Raw genomic sequence first — 16,351 nt, forward strand, 5'->3', positions numbered from 1 at the left:
AGCAACCACCCTAGAATACTCATCATCTGGCAAATCATAAGCCCCCCACTCAAACACAGGACACCCCATGCGCCTTGCCCTTGTTTCAGATATTCACGGTAATTTGCCCGCCTTAGAGGCCGTGGTTAAAGATATGTCCCGCCGGGGAGTGGACGCGGTGGTCAACCTAGGAGACAGCCTTTCCGGCCCCCTGATGCCGCTAGAAACGGCGCAGTTTTTAATGGCGCAAGACTGGGTGCATTTAGCAGGCAATCACGAGCGCCAGCTTTTGGCAGCAAAGAATATGAATGCATCCGATGCGTTTACACACAGCAAGCTGGGGGCCAAAGAATGGGCTTGGCTGTCTACATTGCGAAGCTGCGCCCCCCTTAATTCTGATGTCCTACTCTGCCACGGCACGCCGCGCAGCGATATTGAATACTTTATGGAAACCATAGAGCCAGCGCGCCTGCGCCTAGCTACTCAGGCAGAAATCCAGCAACGCATGGGCGATGTGCGGGCAGGCTTAGTTGCCTGTGGCCATACGCATCTCCCCAGAATGATGCGCAGCAGCTTAGGCCAGCTGATGATCAACCCCGGCAGCGTGGGCCTGCCCGCTTACGACGATATTCACCCTTATCCGCATAAAGTAGAAAACGGCAGCCCCGACGCCCGTTATGCCATTGTGGAGCAAGACAAAGGCAGCTGGTCTGGCAGTTTAATTGCCGTTCCTTATAAATATAAAGCCATGGCCAAACTCGCGCAGGCAAGACAGAGGCCGGAATGGGCTAAGGCTTTATTAAGCGGATATGTTTAATGACTTTACTCGTTTTAAAAATCAGAAAAAACAGCACTTCAGCAGTCCCCCTTGTAATGGGCTGCTGAATACATCAGTAAATGCCCAATTAAATCATTCTGAATAAATCCAAAGTAAAAACTCCGCAAGAAAAAGTATCCGTAAAAAATGATTACTGTGCTGGCGTTTCCAGTAAAGAAACCACGGCAGCACGCCCCGCCTGTGAGCAAGACTCAACTTTATCTTTGTTAGCCCGCCAATTAATATAAAGGCGAATACGATCTATTAATAGGCGTTGGCTATGCCTGTTCTTGAGATTGTCTCTAAATCACTCAGGCAAACAAGATTAATTTGCCGGGGAGCAGATATCTCGCAATAATTCAAAACCTGACATTTTGCCCACATAAATAATTTCATGCTCCTTACTAAAACTTGCACAGCGATTATCCGCCAAGCCAAAGCAAGCGATGCACTGGCCATCAGCCAGATCCGTGTCGCTGCATGGCAAGCCGCTTATACGCCGTTTATGCCAGAAGATTTTCTAAAAGCGCTCAATCCCGCCTCCCAGCTTGAATCGCTACAAGCCAAGCTAACCGCACCATCGCGAGATTTTTATCTGGCGATAGCCGATCAGCAGAATCAATCTTTGGGCTTTTATGCGCTGGGCAAGCCTCGTTTTGAAAGCAGTGGCAACAGCGCCGAACTCTGGGCGCTTAACGTTGCCCCAAGCGCATGGCGCAGCGGGCTTGGATTTGAATTGATGCAAGACGCCATCACCAAGGCGAAGCACTTTGCTTACCAACGTATTTTGCTGTGGTGCATCAGCGAAAACCACGCAGCACGGGTAATGCCGTTCACTTAAGCCAAGTGAGCGGCATTTTTTATGCTTATCATTACGCCCTTTTGTTTAAATTTGCATTTGTTTATGCCCAGCCATCGTGTTCGCTCCCCTGAAGATTTTGACCCCGCCATCCTCGCTCGCGGCATTAACCCCAACTGGCTCAACGATGCGCTCACTGCAACCGGAACGGCCAGCGTGCGACGCCGCAAAATGCCTGCTGAACGCGTAGTCTGGCTCGTGATTGCCATGGCCTTGTTTCGTCGCCAATCCATGCCCGAGGTGGTCGCTCATTTGAATTTGATTTTGCCTGATGAGATCAATCCAGACATCTCCGCCAGTAGTCTGACCCAAGCTCGGCAACGCTTAGGTGAAGAACCCTTAGCGCTCTTATTCGGCTTGTGTGCTGCGGCTTGGGATGAGCGCCATCAACGCGGACAGAGTTGGCGTGGCTTGAGTCGATACGCCGTCGATGGCACGACGCTACGTGCCGCAGACTCACCAGAAAATCGCGCTCATTTTGGTGCACAAAGTTACGCCTCAGGCGTGGTATCGAGCTATCCGCAGGTGCGCGCAGTGACGCTCACGGCGCTGGCAACGCACTTAGTACGAGAGGCCGTCTTCGGTGAGTACGGCAAAAATGAGATGCGCTACGCGCATGACATCATCGAACAAATTCCAGATAACTCATTGACCCTATTCGACAAAGGCTTTTTAAGTGCCGAGATTTTGCTGCCCTTGCAACAGCTAGGTCGGCAGCGGCATTGGTTGATTCCGGCCAAAAGCAATACCCAGTGGGAGCGCCTGAGTAATGATCCTCACGATTATCGGGTGCGAATGAAAGTCTCACCGCAAGCCAGAGCCAAGCGAGCTGATTTGCCAGAGTATTGGGAAGCTCGTGCGATTGAAGCGATCACTCGACAAGGACAAAAGCGTATCTTATTAACGTCGTTGCTTGAGGCAGAAAAGTACCCTGCGAGTGAAATTGCGGCTCAATACAGCGAGCGGTGGCGCATAGAAACGAGTTATCGAGAAATCAAGCAGGCGATGTTGGGCGACGAAATTACTTTGCGCAGCGGCACGCCAGAACGGGTACGACAAGAGATTTGGGGAGCACTGATTGCGTATAATTTGGTGCGCTTGGAGATGGCTGAAATCGCAAAAGAAGCGGGCGCTGCGGCGACGGATTTGAGCTTCAAGATGGCGCTGCGCTACTTACTGTGTGAGTGGAGTTGGTTGGCGTTGAATAGCCCAGGTACGTTACCGAAAAAGCTGTTAAATCAGCGTAATCGGGTTGGAGATTTACTACTTGCAGGACGAAGACGGGGGCGAGAATGCCCCCGTGTAGTCAAAGCCCAGCCGAAGCGCTATCCGACACGAAAAATCTTGAAAACAGACCTTAAGTGAACGGCATTAACGCAGCACGGGGGCTTTATGAGCGTTGTGGTTTTAAAAGTACTGGCGAAACACGCAATACCACAACCCTCACAGGCTTTCCATTACATGAAGTGTGTTATGAACTACTCCTAAATTAAATCAAAGCGCAGCCGCCCATTGCCATAAAAAAAGACGATTATGCAAATCACCACCACCACCGATATCGAACAAGCCCTATTGATTGCAGCCCAAGCAATAGGCTCACTGGATAACCTTAGCCAAGCAGAATGCGATGAATTAATACCCCATATCGCAGCCAACTACTCGCTTTGGCAATCAAATCAAGCAGCACATTTGTTTTTGCAATGCGTGCATCAAGAACGGATTATTGGCACCATTTTAGTAAAACACTTTTGGAACTTAGCCGAGCTCTATGTATTACCCGAATTTCATGGCCAAGGCGTAGGAAAAAAGCTATTAAATGCAGCATTGGAAATCTGCCAAGTTCAATCGCCCCGTGGCCATTTACGGGTTAATTCATCGCCCAATGCTGTTGGCTTTTATACTCAGGCCGGATTTGATAATTTCGATTTAGCCACACCACTACCCTATGGTTGTGTTCCACTGATCTATTATTTCTCATCAAATAAAACCACTCATATTAATTAAAGAGAAAACATGCTTCACCATTTATCATTCGGCGTCACAGACATCCAACGCTCCGCTATTTTTTATGATGCCATATTCGCCCCGCTTGGCTATATTCGGGTTTGGGAAGATTTTGAAGGCGATGATGCGGCAGTGGGCTATGGCATTCAAGGCGGCGGCGACAAATTTGCAATCAAATTATGCAAAGACGTTGCCATAGGGCAAGGATTTCATTTGGCCTTTTCAGCCAAGAGTCACGCAGAAGTCGAAGCATTTTATGCAGCAGCCCTAGCAAATGGCGGCAAGGATAATGGCCCCGCCGGATTACGGCCAGATTATGGTGGGCACTATTACGCCGCCTTTGTGATTGATCCCGATGGCTACCGGATTGAGGCTGTTTTTAATAAAAAAACAAATCTGGATTAAAACTATCTTCGACTCCAAAAATCTCTTAACAAAATCAAGCCCTCCCACTCTTTTTCTTCTTCCGCTGATGCTTCTGCGATTTTCTTCCATTGAGCAGAAGACAATGCCAACATTTGTGATTTACTGGTTTTTGCATATCCCATATGCCAATCAGAGAAACTACGTTTATTTATTTTCTCATCAAATAAACAAATAATACCTGAATGCTGACGGCTGCCTGAAATACGCTTAAAGGTCTCCCGCAATACACGCTCCGGGCCTTCAAGACACTGCATAAAATCACCATCGTTATAAAGCAACACACCTGTTACATCATTTTTATTATTCTGCTCAACAGCACCCAGCAATAAAGCTTCTAACTCTGCGTCGCTCATTAAATGGGTAGCGGTGCTTACGTAAACCAAAGAATGGAGATCAGACATGATTCAACTATCCTTCCAGCCAAGAGAGAAAAACTTGGCGATTTCAATGAACCATCCCCAAGCCTGTTGATATTCAATTCAAAACAACATTGACTGCCTCCGCCGGTCCAAAAAAGACAACACAAAGTGGTATAAGTAGAATTTATAGCGCGAATATTATAATTTCGCCAATCATAATAAGTTAAATTAAAAATATTCATACTGTAAAAAAACATAAAATTTTATTTTTTAATTTACTTACCTATATTTAAAGACTTACACAGCACTTTTATCCCCTGCAATTGCACGACCTTCTAACTCAAGCACCTGATCACCCTCTAATATTCCTGCTTTGGCAGCGGGTGAAGCAGGTACTATTTTTGTAATAGTAACTGACTGCAAAGTTGGGTCCCAAAAAAATCCATCTGCTTCAATTGAATATCCATAGCCAAAATAACCACGGGCAGCATCAGCCCAGGCTACCCCCGATATAAAAACGAACAATACATGCACGAAAACTTTCTTCATGATTCACCCCGAAATTTTACGCAAACACACGCAATGCAAATGGCATGTTTAAGCCAAGAGAATACACACCCCAATCAATCACAACAATCATTTTATTTTTTAATACCACATTTATATCTGAGCCGGCTCTACTTATTTTAAAAAACAACAAAGCCACTGTCAGGCATAAATACAATGGCCGCACAGCACATAACACGTTAAAAAAAGCGCAAAAAAATAAAACAAATATCAAACAGCAACTGTAAATATCTGGATAAATACAGAAAATATTAGAATATTAAAAAATGTTTTTAATTAAACAGCATATTTTATATTTTTCAAAAAATCACCAACACACGATTTTATTCAATCATTTTGTGCTTACACAAGCGCCCGTCGCCTGCTAGACTTGCTGCCATTCTTGCAGCGTGCGATATAGGAAAAAGTGATGAGTTTGCGTGTTCTTACCGGTATTACCACCTCGGGTACGCCCCACTTGGGCAATTATGTAGGGGCGATTCGCCCGGCAATTGTTGCCAGCCAAAGCCCGGATAGTGATTGTTTCTTTTTTATGGCTGATTACCATGCACTGATTAAGTGCGATGATCCGGCACGCATAGAGCGTTCTCGCCTTGAAATTGCCGCCACTTGGCTAGCAGCAGGGCTGGACCCGGAACGCGTTACTTTTTACCGCCAGAGTGATGTACCTGAAGTCACCGAGCTGAACTGGCTGCTGACGTGCGTCACCGCCAAGGGACAGATGAACCGTGCCCACGCTTACAAAGCCAGCACAGATGCCAACGAGGCGGCAGGTGAAGACCCTGACGCAGGCATTACTATGGGCCTGTTTTGCTATCCTATTTTAATGGCCGCCGATATTCTGCTGTTTAACCCGCACAAAGTACCAGTAGGCCGTGATCAGATTCAGCATATTGAAATGGCACGTGATGTCGCCGCCCGTTTCAACCATTTATTTGGTCAGGGCAGTGATTTATTTGTGCTGCCAGAAGCCCATATCGAAGAGCACGTCGCCACACTGCCCGGCCTTGATGGCCGCAAAATGAGCAAAAGCTACGACAACACCATTCCGCTGTTTGAAGGCGGCCAGAAAGCGATGAAAGAAGCCATCGCAAAAATTGTAACCAATAGCCTCTTGCCAGGGGATGCCAAAGACCCGGATAACTCGCATCTGGTCACGATTTTTGAAGCCTTTGCTTCAAAAGAAGAAACCCGGCAATTTAAAGACGAGCTGCGTGCGGGCCTAGGCTGGGGCGATGCAAAAAAACGCCTACTGGATTTAATTGAGCGCGATATTGCACCGATGCGTGAGCGCTACAACGCCCTGATGGCGCATCCCGAAGAAATTGAAGCACTGCTGCAAACCGGAGCCGCCAAAGCCCGTGCTACGGCCGCACCACTGCTAAAGAAAGTTCGCGAATCACTGGGCCTGCGTGCCATGCAAGCCATTGCTGCGCCTACTGCCAAAGCAGAGAAAAAAGCCGCGCTGCCGCTGTTTAAACAGTTCCGCTTAGAAGACGGCCTGTTTTACTTTAACTTCAGCGCAGCCGATGGCCGCCTGTTACTGCAAAGCACAGGCTTTGCCCAGGGCAAGGAAGCCGGGCAATGGATTGCAAAGCTTAAAAACGAAGGTGTGACCATCATTGCAGGCGGTGCGCCAGTCAGCCTGAGCGAAGGCGTTGCGCCTGAGGATGTCAGCGCGGCTTTGGCACTGCTATTGGCGGAATAACAACACCCCGGCGTTTTGTCGCCTTGGTCAGCGGGTTTATTCACGCATTTAAGGCCGATAAGCCAGCGTAATCCAACATTGGGCGCAAAAGAATGTTGGATTACGCGATAAAGCCACTGAGCGATGAATTTTGCTTAAATTCTGATGTTATGCAGTAAAAACCCAAATCTTGAACCACAGAGAACACGAAGGACACAGAGTTTCACGGAGAAGAACAAGGCTTAAATTAAGTTGTTTTGTAAATTTTAAAATCTTGAAAATCTGGATTCGTATCGCAGCTAACGGCACGGGGCTTAAATCACCCCTTGAAACACGCCGGAGCGAGGAACAAGCGGGGCGGGGTTTCGGCTAGGGAGCGAGGCAGCGAGCCAATCCCGCCCGCCGCCGACTCGATTGTCCGCAGCGCAGGGGCCTTCGTGTTTCGTGGGGTGGCCTTCTTTCGCTTCCTTTCTTGGCCACATGTATAGACCGGAGACATAGGTAACACACGTGCGGACACATGGGTAACACATTTTAGTTGTTTAACTGCAAGGTATTCAAATCGATTCTTCCGAAGTGCTGATGGCAAAAATAGAGGTCAAACACCCCGTCGTTCAGACTATCTGCACGCAGTGCAATAGGTAAACGATGTAAGGCACTAGACACTTTAAATTTATGATTTTGTAATTTTACTGCACCGCCCCAGCCCACAGTAATGACTTGATCGTTGGGGCCGTATTCAATTTCAGGCAAAGCAGAAGGCATGGCAATTAAGCTCGGTTTATAGCGGGTAATCGGTGTGGCTAGCCCTAAGGCTTCATGCGGGCGCTGCTCGTTATAGACCGTGCGCCAGTCGTTAAATGCATGCTGAACATGGGCTAAATCGCGAAATGCCCGGCCATTTAATACTTCGGCTTTTAGCGTGCGATGAAAGCGTTCTTCTTTGCCATTAGTTTGCGGATGCCCTGGGCGGCTATGGCTAACATGGATACCCAAGCGGATCAGCCAGATAGATAACTGGCTGATGCCATGGCTGGCATCACTGGGGCTTCCCCATGGAGAACCGTTGTCAGCGTTGATACGAGCAGGCAAGCCATAGCGAAGAAATACATCCGTTAAGTGAGTCTGGACAATGGCTGCCGTGGTTTGACCACAAGCAGTTAAGGTGAGATTAAAGCGAGAATGGTCGCCTTCGATGGAGTTTGCGCCCTCCCCAAACAGGGTGCTTCTGGCGCAGGTCTACAACGAGGGCTTCAATCTCTGCGGTGGTCAGTGTTGGCGATGATTTGGGGCGGCGAGATCGATCTTGAAAACCTTCTTGGGGGGTATCCAGATAGCGCTGCCGCCACTTGTAGCCTGTTTTAGTTGAGATGCCGAAACGCTGGCAAAGCGCTTTAAAATTACAGTTATCTTGCAGTGTAAGGAGTACAAATTCTGAGCGAATAGACATGATATTCACGGGCATCCAAGGCATGGTAAGTAGGCATCCCAAGCGGTTAAAAACACCGCCAAAGTGTTACCTATGTCCTCGTACAAGTGTTACCCATGTCTATGGTCTATACAGCGAAGCAAGAAAGGAAGGCCCCGCGGTGGCTACCGCTCCTAAATTAACGTGCCGAAGGCACTAAAAAGATGATCACTGCGTAACATCAGTTAAATTGCTAGCATCCTGTCGGAGTTGATTTTCACCCGCCCTGCAAGGTTCAAGAAAAAGCCACTCGTCCAAGAGTGGCTTTTCTTCCTCTAAAACACCGATGCTAAGTTATGAATTTACTCATTCCTCGGTATGCCCTTAATCAGCAAAGGACACTTGACTAGCCATCAGCACGCCATTTGTCAGTACGCCTTTCACATTTACAACACGGCCATTTGCCAAGCTACCGCTTTTTCCTTCCTTTATTTCAGCCTTGCTGGCGTCAACCTTTTGACCCGCTACTTTAAAATTACTCAGCAACACAAAGTCACTTACCGCGCCTTTTACTTCCAAGGTAGTTGCAACACGGCCTTTGATTTCAATTTGCTGCGCTTGTAACTTATCGCCATTTTTAAGCACGGTCACATTGACATTGACCCCATTGACCACATCAGCCGTTTTCCCACCATCCACAGGCGTTGTTGCGCTCCAAAGAATCGTCACGCCATTGAGTTTGAACTGGCTGGCCGTCACGCTACTGATCACCCCGCCCAATTTCACGGGTGGCTCAACTTTAGGCGGGAAGCGTACTTCCTTAACCACCAATACATCAGCCTGCATTTCACCCCGTACCAGCACCTTAGCCCCATTGATAAAGTCGCTCTTACTGGTGACTACATCCGAGCCTATCGTGCCATATTCTGTTTTGTCATTAATTTGCAAGTTAAGCTTCACACCACTTAGGGTGAACTTACCCGTTTTCGAGTCGTAATCTTTCACCTCACCAGTAATGGTGCGTACACCTGCACTGGCGGTTTGGCTGGCATTGGTCGGCGCACTGGCATTGGGCGGCGGTGTTGTCGCAACAGGCGTATCAATTTTCACCGTTTTAGCCTGCACCTTACCATTACTGACACTCCCTTCTATTTTCACCTGCACACCATTGGCCAGATTGCTTGCCGCGCCGCCATCAAACGTCGCCGCGCTGCCATCGACTAAAGCGCCACGCACTTTAAAGCTGGCCAGAGAAATATAATCAGTGACCACACCGCTGAGCGACACCTTAGCGTCTGCGCTGTCTTTTACAAATTTCACACCTGCAGCCACCAATTTATCGGTCTGCCACACACCGCCCACCCGCACCGCCTTGCCATTGGCCAGATCGACCACTACGCCGCTCTCAAACTTGGCCTTGCTGGCATCCACGACTACTTCGCCCAATTTAAAACTAAGCGCCTTAGCATCCAAACCGGCAATCAGGCCACCGATCTGCATTTTTAGCCCATCACCAGCCTGTGGTTTTTTCACTTTCAGCGCTTTAGCTGTCATCACACTGGCGGCACTTATCGCCTGATCGCTCCATGCTGCGACTAACTGACCATTTTCCAACACCACGCCATCCGGGCGCAGCTTTGCGCCGCTAAAGTTCACCGTTAGGCCACTCACCACCAGCGTTTTAGCCGTGTTGTCTAGCGCGCTCACGACGCCAACCACCCGCACCATCACCGTACTTGCAGGGTCTTTACGCTCGATTCGTGTTGCCACAATCACGCCCGTGGCATCGCGGCTGCCATGCACTTCCACAATATCGCCAACCAATAAATCAGCCAGCACGCTGGCACCTTCAAATACTGTGGGAGCGGCCGCATCGGTGGAGACTCTGACGGTTTGCCCCGCCAACTTGAAGCCTGTGCCCACCACTAACTCCGTGATTTTTCCGTAAACCTCGGGCAAGGCCGTCAGCGTTTTGATTTTGTCATCGCTGCCCTGATCGGATTCCACCTTCATGCCCAGCTTAATGTCATTACTGGTGCCGGTACTGCTGACTGACGGATCTTGCTCTACCTTAAAGCTGGCGCTGCTGTCGTCCAACGTAACGCCATCCACAATCACACTACCAAAGCCAGTAACGGTACCCTGGGCGTATGCGCCACCACTGGGGGCTGGGGTGGGCGTTGGAACGGCGGTGGGTACCGTTGTCGGCAGGGATGTTGGGTTCGTAGCCACTGGCGTAGTGCCAGACGACGAGCCGCTGCTTCCGCCACCACAGGCATAAAGCCCCACACTGACCACCAAGGCTAAAGCCAACATTTTTAAACGCTGATCCATCGTCCACTCCTCATAAATATCAGGCAGTAATAAGCTTTATGGATTGTGGTGGGCAAACCTCGGCTGACAATAAGACTTACCACCTTTTCAGCGATAAGCGGTGCAGACCTCACAAACTCAGCCAGCCTAAGTAACGGCCACTTTAGTCAGCAACACGCAAGCGCATAAATCAAAATCTAATCACTTAGTTTTTTAAACGTGTAATTTTACCTATACACCCCAGCCTTTAATGGGTAAATTAAATGCACATTTAAAAAAACACTGAGATACACCATGCTAAATGCCGCCCAACGTGATCTAGTCCGCGCCACCGCTCCTGTCCTCAAACAACACGGCGTTGCGCTCACCACGCATTTTTATGCACGGATGTTTCAGCACAATCCGGAACTGAAACAAATTTTTAATGAAGGCAATCAGCAGTCAGGCGCTCAGCAGCAGGCCCTCGCCATGGCCGTAGCAGCCTACGCTGAGCATATCGACAACCCCAGCGTACTGGCCCCCGTGCTCACCCATATTGCCAATAAGCACATCAGCCTTGGCATCCGCCCAGAGCACTACCCGATTGTGGGCCACCATTTGCTGGCGTCTATCCGTGAAGTATTGGGCGCTGCAGCTACGGATGAATTAATCGCCGCATGGGCCGCAGCCTATGGCCAGCTTGCTGATGTCTTGATTGCCGAAGAAGCGCAGCTCTATGCCGCAGCGGCTTTTAAACAAGGCGGCTGGACAGGCTGGCGTGGTTTTGTTGTCGCAAAAAAAGAAGTAGAAAGCAGCGAAATCACCTCTTTCTATTTACGCCCGGCAGATGGTGGCGGTGTGCCCGATTACGCACCCGGGCAATATATTTCGGTCAGGATGTTTGTGCCGGAATGGAATCTAATGCAGCCGCGCCAATACAGCTTATCTGACGCACCGGGCAATGATTACCTGCGTATTTCAGTAAAACGTGAACAAACCGGCAATATCATCGGTCAGGTGTCTAACCTGCTGCACAACACAGTAAACATTGGCGATGTGATTGATTTAGCTCCGCCAGCGGGTGATTTTGTACTGCATCAGGATAGAACAACGCCTGTCGTTTTAATTAGTGGCGGCGTGGGCATTACCCCGATGATGGCAATGCTCAAACACTTAGTAAAAACCGGCAGCAATCGAGCCGTGCGCTTTGTACACGGCTGCCGCAATAGCGACGTACATGCTTTTAAAGACGTGGTCAATCGGCTAGCGACTCAAGCATCTAGCGTCGAAAAAGCAGTGTTTTATGGTGACGCCTGCCCAAACCATAGCCACGACCATCTGGGCTATGTGGACTTGGCTAAAATAGCCGACAGCATGATTTTGCCCGACGCCGATTACTACCTCTGTGGGCCACTGGCCTTTATGCAAGCCCAGATCAAATCATTACATGCAATGGGAATTAGTGCGGAGCGCATTCATGCGGAGGCATTTGGGACGGGCGGCGTGGCGGCTTAAACACTAGGCACTTAGCCCACCCTGCAGATTTACAAGCAACAAAGCAGATGCAGGGTGGGCATTTATGCCAATGCAATCAAACCCTTGCACCCACCCACTCATCATACTAGCTATGCTTTAATCCATTAACATAAGCCTCGTAAACACCCCTGCACTCAAAAAACGCATCTCGTACTTATTACCATTCCGGTTTTTTTGCTTACTCTCGCCTCAAACACACCTCCCCAGCTTGAATTAACAGCCCATTATGGCCAGCAAAAAACCAGCGTTATGCCAAGACGACTACCCTATCCTTGGCGAGCGGGGGATAAGCTCAGACAAAGCAGGCAGCACGGCGACGCGGTATACCATACACACCCAGCAATTGTGTAGTGATAACAATTACCATTTATCGTTACGTTGACTTTGAAGATCAATCTGAACACTATGCCCCTGCCCCAACCAGGGGCATAAGCATTTACCCTATGCAGCATCTCGTTAGGCGAGGCTCCTGCGCAAATACAGGCCACTGATCTCACGACGTCCAGAGACGCCCAAGATCAGGACAGTTTTCATCGGATTAAGGTGTTAACCCAAGTGGCTTCTGGTTTTACCAGATACGTTGCACAGTGCTAAAGCTAGAACGTGGAGATGAAAAAGCGCCATTCGACGTTATTTCCTGTCCCATACTCGTCCATCAACTGCTGTTTTCTTTTAACACGCACCCATCAAGGTGCTTGCGATTTTGCCTGTCATGATCTGAGGCCATTCAAAATGAAAACACACCAGCACGCCCACACTATTCAAGTTCTCGATTTAACCGCATTGAGAAGCTGGATTGCCACCACACCCCCTTCTGAACGAGCCAATCAATTGCTGGCTCTAAGCGCAGAAGACCTCAACGACGCATTCAACACCTTACCGGTAAATGAAGGCAGTGCGCTCATTGCCTCTTTAAGCACAGAAAATGCTGGCCAATTGTTATTGCGTTTGCACAGCAAGATCATCAACGCGCTTCAGGACGGCATTCCCCGCCGCGATATGCTGACTATTTTGCGCAAAATGGAAAACAACGATCGCGGCAATTTGCTCTCGTATTTATCCGAGCAAAATAAGCACAACTATACCGCTCTGCTTAAATGGCCTAGCGAATCAGTTGGCGCGCATATGCGCAATAACTATATCAGCATCCTCGTTGAGCAATCAGTCAGTGATGCAAAGCAAGTAATCCATGATGCTTGGCACCAAGCTCAGTTATTCCAGCATATTTATATTACCAACTCCAACGGGCTATTAATTGGCGGCATCCCGCTTAAGACGCTATTGATTGCCGATTCGCAAATCAAGTTAAGTGATTTGATGGATCCAAACCTCGTGCGTATTGATGCACAAACAGATCAAGAACAAGCGGCTCGCCTCTTGGTGGATCGGGATTTATCATCCCTACCCGTAGAAGATCAAGGCAAGCTAATCGGGGTGTTTCACGTTGATGAAGCGGCAGATATTCTAGAGCAAGAATCCACCGAGGATGCTGAGCTACAAGGCGGCTCTTCCCCATTAGAAACGTCCTACCTAGCAGCAACACCTTGGCAACTTTGGCGTAAACGCATTGGCTGGCTGCTGCTGCTGTTTGCTGCTGAAAGCTACACAGGGACGGTATTACGCGCCTTTGAAGAGCAATTAGAAGCCGCCATTGCCCTCGCCTTTTTTATCCCACTCTTAATCGGCACGGGCGGCAATAGTGGCACCCAGATCACCACCACCATTATTCGTGCAATGGCGGTGGGTGAAGTGACCATGCGCAATATCGGCGAAGTCCTTAGAAAAGAGGCCTCCACTGCGCTATTAATTTCGATGGGGATTGCTTTGGCCGCTTGGGTTCGTGCTTGGTCGCTCGGCGTTGGGCCTGAGATTGGTCTAGTCGTTACCTTAACCATTGTCGCCATCATTATGTGGAGTGCGATTGTTTCCTCCATCACACCATTAATTCTGAAGCGCCTAAAAATTGACCCCGCCGTAGTGTCCGCGCCTTTTATTGCCACACTTGTGGATGGAACAGGCCTCGTTATTTACTTTGAAATCGCCCAGCTCATCCTGCCAGAGCTGAAATAAACTCACTGTCCTAAAATGCAAAAAGGCAGCCTAGCTGCCTTTTTGCATTTTACTGTCCACCACACCCTTTACTCAAGATCACTCGACCAGCCATCCGGACGAACCAAAGCGTTTTCAAAACGGGAATGCTGGCCCACAAACACCAGCGGAATCTTACCTACCGGGCCGTTACGGTGTTTACCAATAATGCATTCGGCAAGGCCTTTAAACTGGCTGTCTGGGTTGTAGTATTCATCGCGGTACATAAATAAAATCAAATCCGCATCCTGCTCGATCGCGCCCGATTCTCGCAAGTCGGACATCATCGGGCGTTTATCGGTACGCTGCTCCACCGAACGAGAAAGCTGCGAGAGCGCGATAATCGGCACTTTCAACTCTTTAGCCAGCGATTTTAAGCCACGCGAAATTTCGCCCAGCTCGGTAGCACGGTTCTGATCTTTCGCCCCCGCCCGCCCCGCCATCAGCTGCAAGTAATCGATCACAATCAGCCCAAGCTGGCCGCCGCATTGCCGCGCAAGCCGTCTGGCCTTAGTACGAATATCCAGCGCGGTCAGCGAGCCGGTTTCTTCAATAAAAATCGGCGCTTCATTCATGCGGCCCACGGCGTGGGTAAGGCGCACCCAATCTTCATCTTCAAAACGGCCAGTTTTCAGCTTATGCAGATCAATCCGGCCAATCGAACCCACCATACGCATACCCAGCTGGGTTGCGCCCATTTCCATGGAGAAAATTGCCACCGGCAACTTAAGCTCAATGCCAACGTGCTCGGCAATATTTACCGAAAACGCGGTTTTACCCATGGAAGGTCGGCCCGCCACGATAATTAAATCGCCTGCCTGCATACCCGAAGTCATCCGATCAAGATCCAAAAATCCCGTCGCAACGCCAGTGACTTCAGATGGATTATCCTGCTGAAACAAATGATCAATGCGCTCAACAATTTCTTTTAAAATCGGTGGCATGCCGATAAAGCCTTTCTGCCCGCGGGACGATTGCTCTGCAATTTGAAACACAGCCGATTCGGCCTGATCCAAGAGCTCGGAGGCTTCGCGTCCGCTGGGGCTGTAGGCGGCATCGGCAATATCGGTAGCCACAGATGCAAGCTGGCGCATCACAGATTTTTCGCGGACAATCTCACCATATCGGCGGATATTGGCCGCAGATGGGGTGTTTTGCACCAAGGAGCCCAAATACGCCAAGCCCCCCACATAAGACAATTCTTCGTGAGTATCGAGCGCTTCGGCTACGGTAATCACGTCTGCGGGGCGGCCTAATTCAACCAACTTGGCGATCACAGCAAAGATGCGGCGGTGATCATCACGGTAGAAATCGGCTTCAAATAAGGTATCAGCAATCTTATCAAAAGAGCTGTTATCCAGCATCAGGCCACCAAGCACAGATTGCTCAGCCTCAACCGAATGCGGTGGCATGCGGATGTTTTCAAGTTGCGTCATGGAGTGGTCGGGGTTACGATGCTCGGTCATTTTTTTACATCTGGTGTGCTTGCTGGAAGTCCGGCATTTTACGCTACAAACAACGGTGCGGCGGATAGTAATATCTCACGCTGCCATATAAAGACAAACTATGCAGTCTATTCGTAAAACCGTACTCGTTACCCACTGTGCAGATCGCATGTTTGACTTGGTCGATCGCGTCGAGAACTACCCTCAGTTTCTGCCATGGTGCGGCGGCGTTGAGGTACATGAACGCAGCGAAACCATTTTAGATGTCACGGTAAAAATCGAGTTTCTCAAAGTAAAAACTTTTTTCCGCACCCGTGATATCAAATCCAAGCATATGATCGACATGCAATTTGTTGATGGCCCATTTAAGGCTCTGCATGGCGTGTGGCGTTTTATTCCGCTAATGGAAGACGCATGCAAAGTTGAATTTGAGCTGGATTACGAATTCTCCAGCCGCAGCTTAGAAATGATAATTGGCCCGGTCTTTAATAAAATCACCAGCACCTTTGTGGATGCATTTATTAAACAAGCCGATAAAATTTACCCTTAAAGATTCGCTGAGTCATCATGAGCACATTAATTAATGTGGAAGTCGTTTATGCCACACCTGCGCTGCAAAAGCTAATTGCTCTTAAAGTGGCTGCGGGCACCACGGCTGAGCAAGCCATTTTGCAATCAGGCATTTTAGATTTTTTTCCGGAAATTGATTTATCGGACAATAAAATCGGCATTTTTTCCAAAGCTTGTAAAGCAGATACCGTTTTGCGCGAAAAAGACAGGGTAGAAATTTATCGCGCCCTGCTGGCCGATCCTAAAGAAATACGCAGGCAGCGCGCACTAGAAGGCAAAGTAACAAAAAAAGGCGGCGCAGGATAAGCAGGCCG

The 16,351-nt window shown here is 49.0% G+C and carries 14 protein-coding genes, 1 pseudogene and 1 riboswitch; of the genes and pseudogenes, 10 read left to right on the forward strand and 5 right to left on the reverse strand.

Annotated features, from left to right (window positions below):
• Nucleotides 1-67: 67 nt before the first annotated feature.
• The 5 genes from DYD62_RS12865 (at nt 68) to DYD62_RS12885 (ending at nt 4,064) form a co-directional block, all read left to right on the forward strand.
• Nucleotides 68-796, forward strand: coding sequence for a metallophosphoesterase family protein (locus DYD62_RS12865; RefSeq protein ID WP_115227706.1), 729 nt, complete (start codon nt 68-70; stop codon nt 794-796).
• A gap of 394 nt (nt 797-1,190) precedes the next feature.
• On the forward strand, nt 1,191-1,637 hold the full coding sequence (locus DYD62_RS12870; protein ID WP_115227707.1) for a GNAT family N-acetyltransferase: 447 nt from the start codon (nt 1,191-1,193) through the stop codon (nt 1,635-1,637).
• A gap of 21 nt (nt 1,638-1,658) precedes the next feature.
• A complete protein-coding gene (locus DYD62_RS12875) occupies nt 1,659-3,020 on the forward strand; it encodes an IS4 family transposase (RefSeq protein WP_207916853.1) in 1,362 nt (453 codons plus the stop codon).
• A gap of 168 nt (nt 3,021-3,188) precedes the next feature.
• Nucleotides 3,189-3,659: a GNAT family N-acetyltransferase gene (locus tag DYD62_RS12880; protein WP_115227708.1), complete on the forward strand. Its 471-nt coding sequence runs from the start codon at nt 3,189-3,191 to the stop codon at nt 3,657-3,659.
• A gap of 9 nt (nt 3,660-3,668) precedes the next feature.
• On the forward strand, nt 3,669-4,064 hold the full coding sequence (locus DYD62_RS12885; RefSeq protein ID WP_115227709.1) for a VOC family protein: 396 nt from the start codon (nt 3,669-3,671) through the stop codon (nt 4,062-4,064).
• Between the two features lie 2 nt (nt 4,065-4,066).
• On the opposite strand, the gene DYD62_RS12890 is transcribed toward DYD62_RS12885, so the two are convergent.
• Both DYD62_RS12890 and DYD62_RS12895 read right to left on the reverse strand, forming a co-directional pair.
• Nucleotides 4,067-4,486 (reverse strand): BLUF domain-containing protein, encoded by a 420-nt coding sequence (locus tag DYD62_RS12890; RefSeq protein WP_115227710.1) that lies wholly within the window; start codon nt 4,484-4,486, stop codon nt 4,067-4,069.
• 255 nt (nt 4,487-4,741) lie between these two features.
• Nucleotides 4,742-4,993 (reverse strand): PDZ domain-containing protein, encoded by a 252-nt coding sequence (locus tag DYD62_RS12895; protein ID WP_115227711.1) that lies wholly within the window; start codon nt 4,991-4,993, stop codon nt 4,742-4,744.
• Between the two features lie 424 nt (nt 4,994-5,417).
• Between DYD62_RS12895 and DYD62_RS12905 the strand changes: the two genes are divergently transcribed.
• Nucleotides 5,418-6,719: a tryptophan--tRNA ligase gene (locus DYD62_RS12905; RefSeq protein WP_207916845.1), complete on the forward strand. Its 1,302-nt coding sequence runs from the start codon at nt 5,418-5,420 to the stop codon at nt 6,717-6,719.
• A gap of 513 nt (nt 6,720-7,232) precedes the next feature.
• Here the strand turns inward: DYD62_RS12905 and DYD62_RS12910 are convergent.
• Nucleotides 7,233-8,172 (reverse strand): annotated as a pseudogene (locus tag DYD62_RS12910) (integrase core domain-containing protein).
• Nucleotides 8,173-8,490: 318 nt separating this feature from the next.
• Nucleotides 8,491-10,440 carry a DUF5666 domain-containing protein gene (locus DYD62_RS12915; protein ID WP_115227714.1) on the reverse strand — a complete coding sequence of 650 codons (1,950 nt, stop codon included), beginning with the start codon at nt 10,438-10,440 and terminating at the stop codon, nt 8,491-8,493.
• 261 nt (nt 10,441-10,701) lie between these two features.
• Here DYD62_RS12915 and hmpA point away from each other — a divergent pair, with 261 nt between their 5' ends.
• Together hmpA and mgtE are read left to right on the forward strand one after the other, a co-directional pair.
• The gene (gene hmpA, locus DYD62_RS12920) at nt 10,702-11,913 is read left to right on the forward strand and encodes an NO-inducible flavohemoprotein (protein ID WP_267896130.1); all 1,212 of its coding nucleotides are present in this window, start codon (nt 10,702-10,704) and stop codon (nt 11,911-11,913) included.
• A 466-nt stretch (nt 11,914-12,379) separates the two neighbouring features.
• Nucleotides 12,380-12,550: riboswitch (M-box (ykoK) riboswitch) on the forward strand.
• Between the two features lie 116 nt (nt 12,551-12,666).
• Nucleotides 12,667-14,004 (forward strand): magnesium transporter, encoded by a 1,338-nt coding sequence (gene mgtE / locus DYD62_RS12925; RefSeq protein ID WP_115227716.1) that lies wholly within the window; start codon nt 12,667-12,669, stop codon nt 14,002-14,004.
• A gap of 68 nt (nt 14,005-14,072) precedes the next feature.
• On the opposite strand, the gene dnaB is transcribed toward mgtE, so the two are convergent.
• The gene (gene dnaB, locus DYD62_RS12930; protein ID WP_099399493.1) at nt 14,073-15,488 is read right to left on the reverse strand and encodes a replicative DNA helicase; all 1,416 of its coding nucleotides are present in this window, start codon (nt 15,486-15,488) and stop codon (nt 14,073-14,075) included.
• 100 nt (nt 15,489-15,588) lie between these two features.
• On the opposite strand from dnaB, the gene DYD62_RS12935 reads away from it, so the two are divergent.
• On the forward strand, nt 15,589-16,017 hold the full coding sequence (locus tag DYD62_RS12935; protein WP_115227717.1) for a type II toxin-antitoxin system RatA family toxin: 429 nt from the start codon (nt 15,589-15,591) through the stop codon (nt 16,015-16,017).
• A gap of 17 nt (nt 16,018-16,034) precedes the next feature.
• Entirely contained in the window at nt 16,035-16,343 is a 309-nt protein-coding gene (locus DYD62_RS12940; protein ID WP_115227718.1) for an RnfH family protein, read from the forward strand.
• Nucleotides 16,344-16,351: the final 8 nt, after the last annotated feature.

Origin of the sequence: Iodobacter fluviatilis (genome assembly GCF_900451195.1) — a bacterium.
GTDB classification, from domain to species: Bacteria; Pseudomonadota; Gammaproteobacteria; order Burkholderiales; family Chitinibacteraceae; genus Iodobacter; species Iodobacter fluviatilis.

Coding starts and splice junctions, on each gene's coding strand:
- DYD62_RS12865 (WP_115227706.1), top strand. CDS start 68: ATGCGCCTTGCCCTTGTTTCAGATATTCACGGTAATTTGCCCGCCTTA.
- DYD62_RS12870 (WP_115227707.1), top strand. CDS start 1,191: ATGCTCCTTACTAAAACTTGCACAGCGATTATCCGCCAAGCCAAAGCA.
- DYD62_RS12875 (WP_207916853.1), top strand. CDS start 1,659: ATGCTTATCATTACGCCCTTTTGTTTAAATTTGCATTTGTTTATGCCC.
- DYD62_RS12880 (WP_115227708.1), top strand. CDS start 3,189: ATGCAAATCACCACCACCACCGATATCGAACAAGCCCTATTGATTGCA.
- DYD62_RS12885 (WP_115227709.1), top strand. CDS start 3,669: ATGCTTCACCATTTATCATTCGGCGTCACAGACATCCAACGCTCCGCT.
- DYD62_RS12890 (WP_115227710.1), bottom strand. CDS start 4,486: ATGTCTGATCTCCATTCTTTGGTTTACGTAAGCACCGCTACCCATTTA.
- DYD62_RS12895 (WP_115227711.1), bottom strand. CDS start 4,993: ATGAAGAAAGTTTTCGTGCATGTATTGTTCGTTTTTATATCGGGGGTA.
- DYD62_RS12915 (WP_115227714.1), bottom strand. CDS start 10,440: ATGGATCAGCGTTTAAAAATGTTGGCTTTAGCCTTGGTGGTCAGTGTG.
- mgtE (WP_115227716.1), top strand. CDS start 12,667: ATGAAAACACACCAGCACGCCCACACTATTCAAGTTCTCGATTTAACC.
- dnaB (WP_099399493.1), bottom strand. CDS start 15,488: ATGACCGAGCATCGTAACCCCGACCACTCCATGACGCAACTTGAAAAC.
- DYD62_RS12935 (WP_115227717.1), top strand. CDS start 15,589: ATGCAGTCTATTCGTAAAACCGTACTCGTTACCCACTGTGCAGATCGC.
- DYD62_RS12940 (WP_115227718.1), top strand. CDS start 16,035: ATGAGCACATTAATTAATGTGGAAGTCGTTTATGCCACACCTGCGCTG.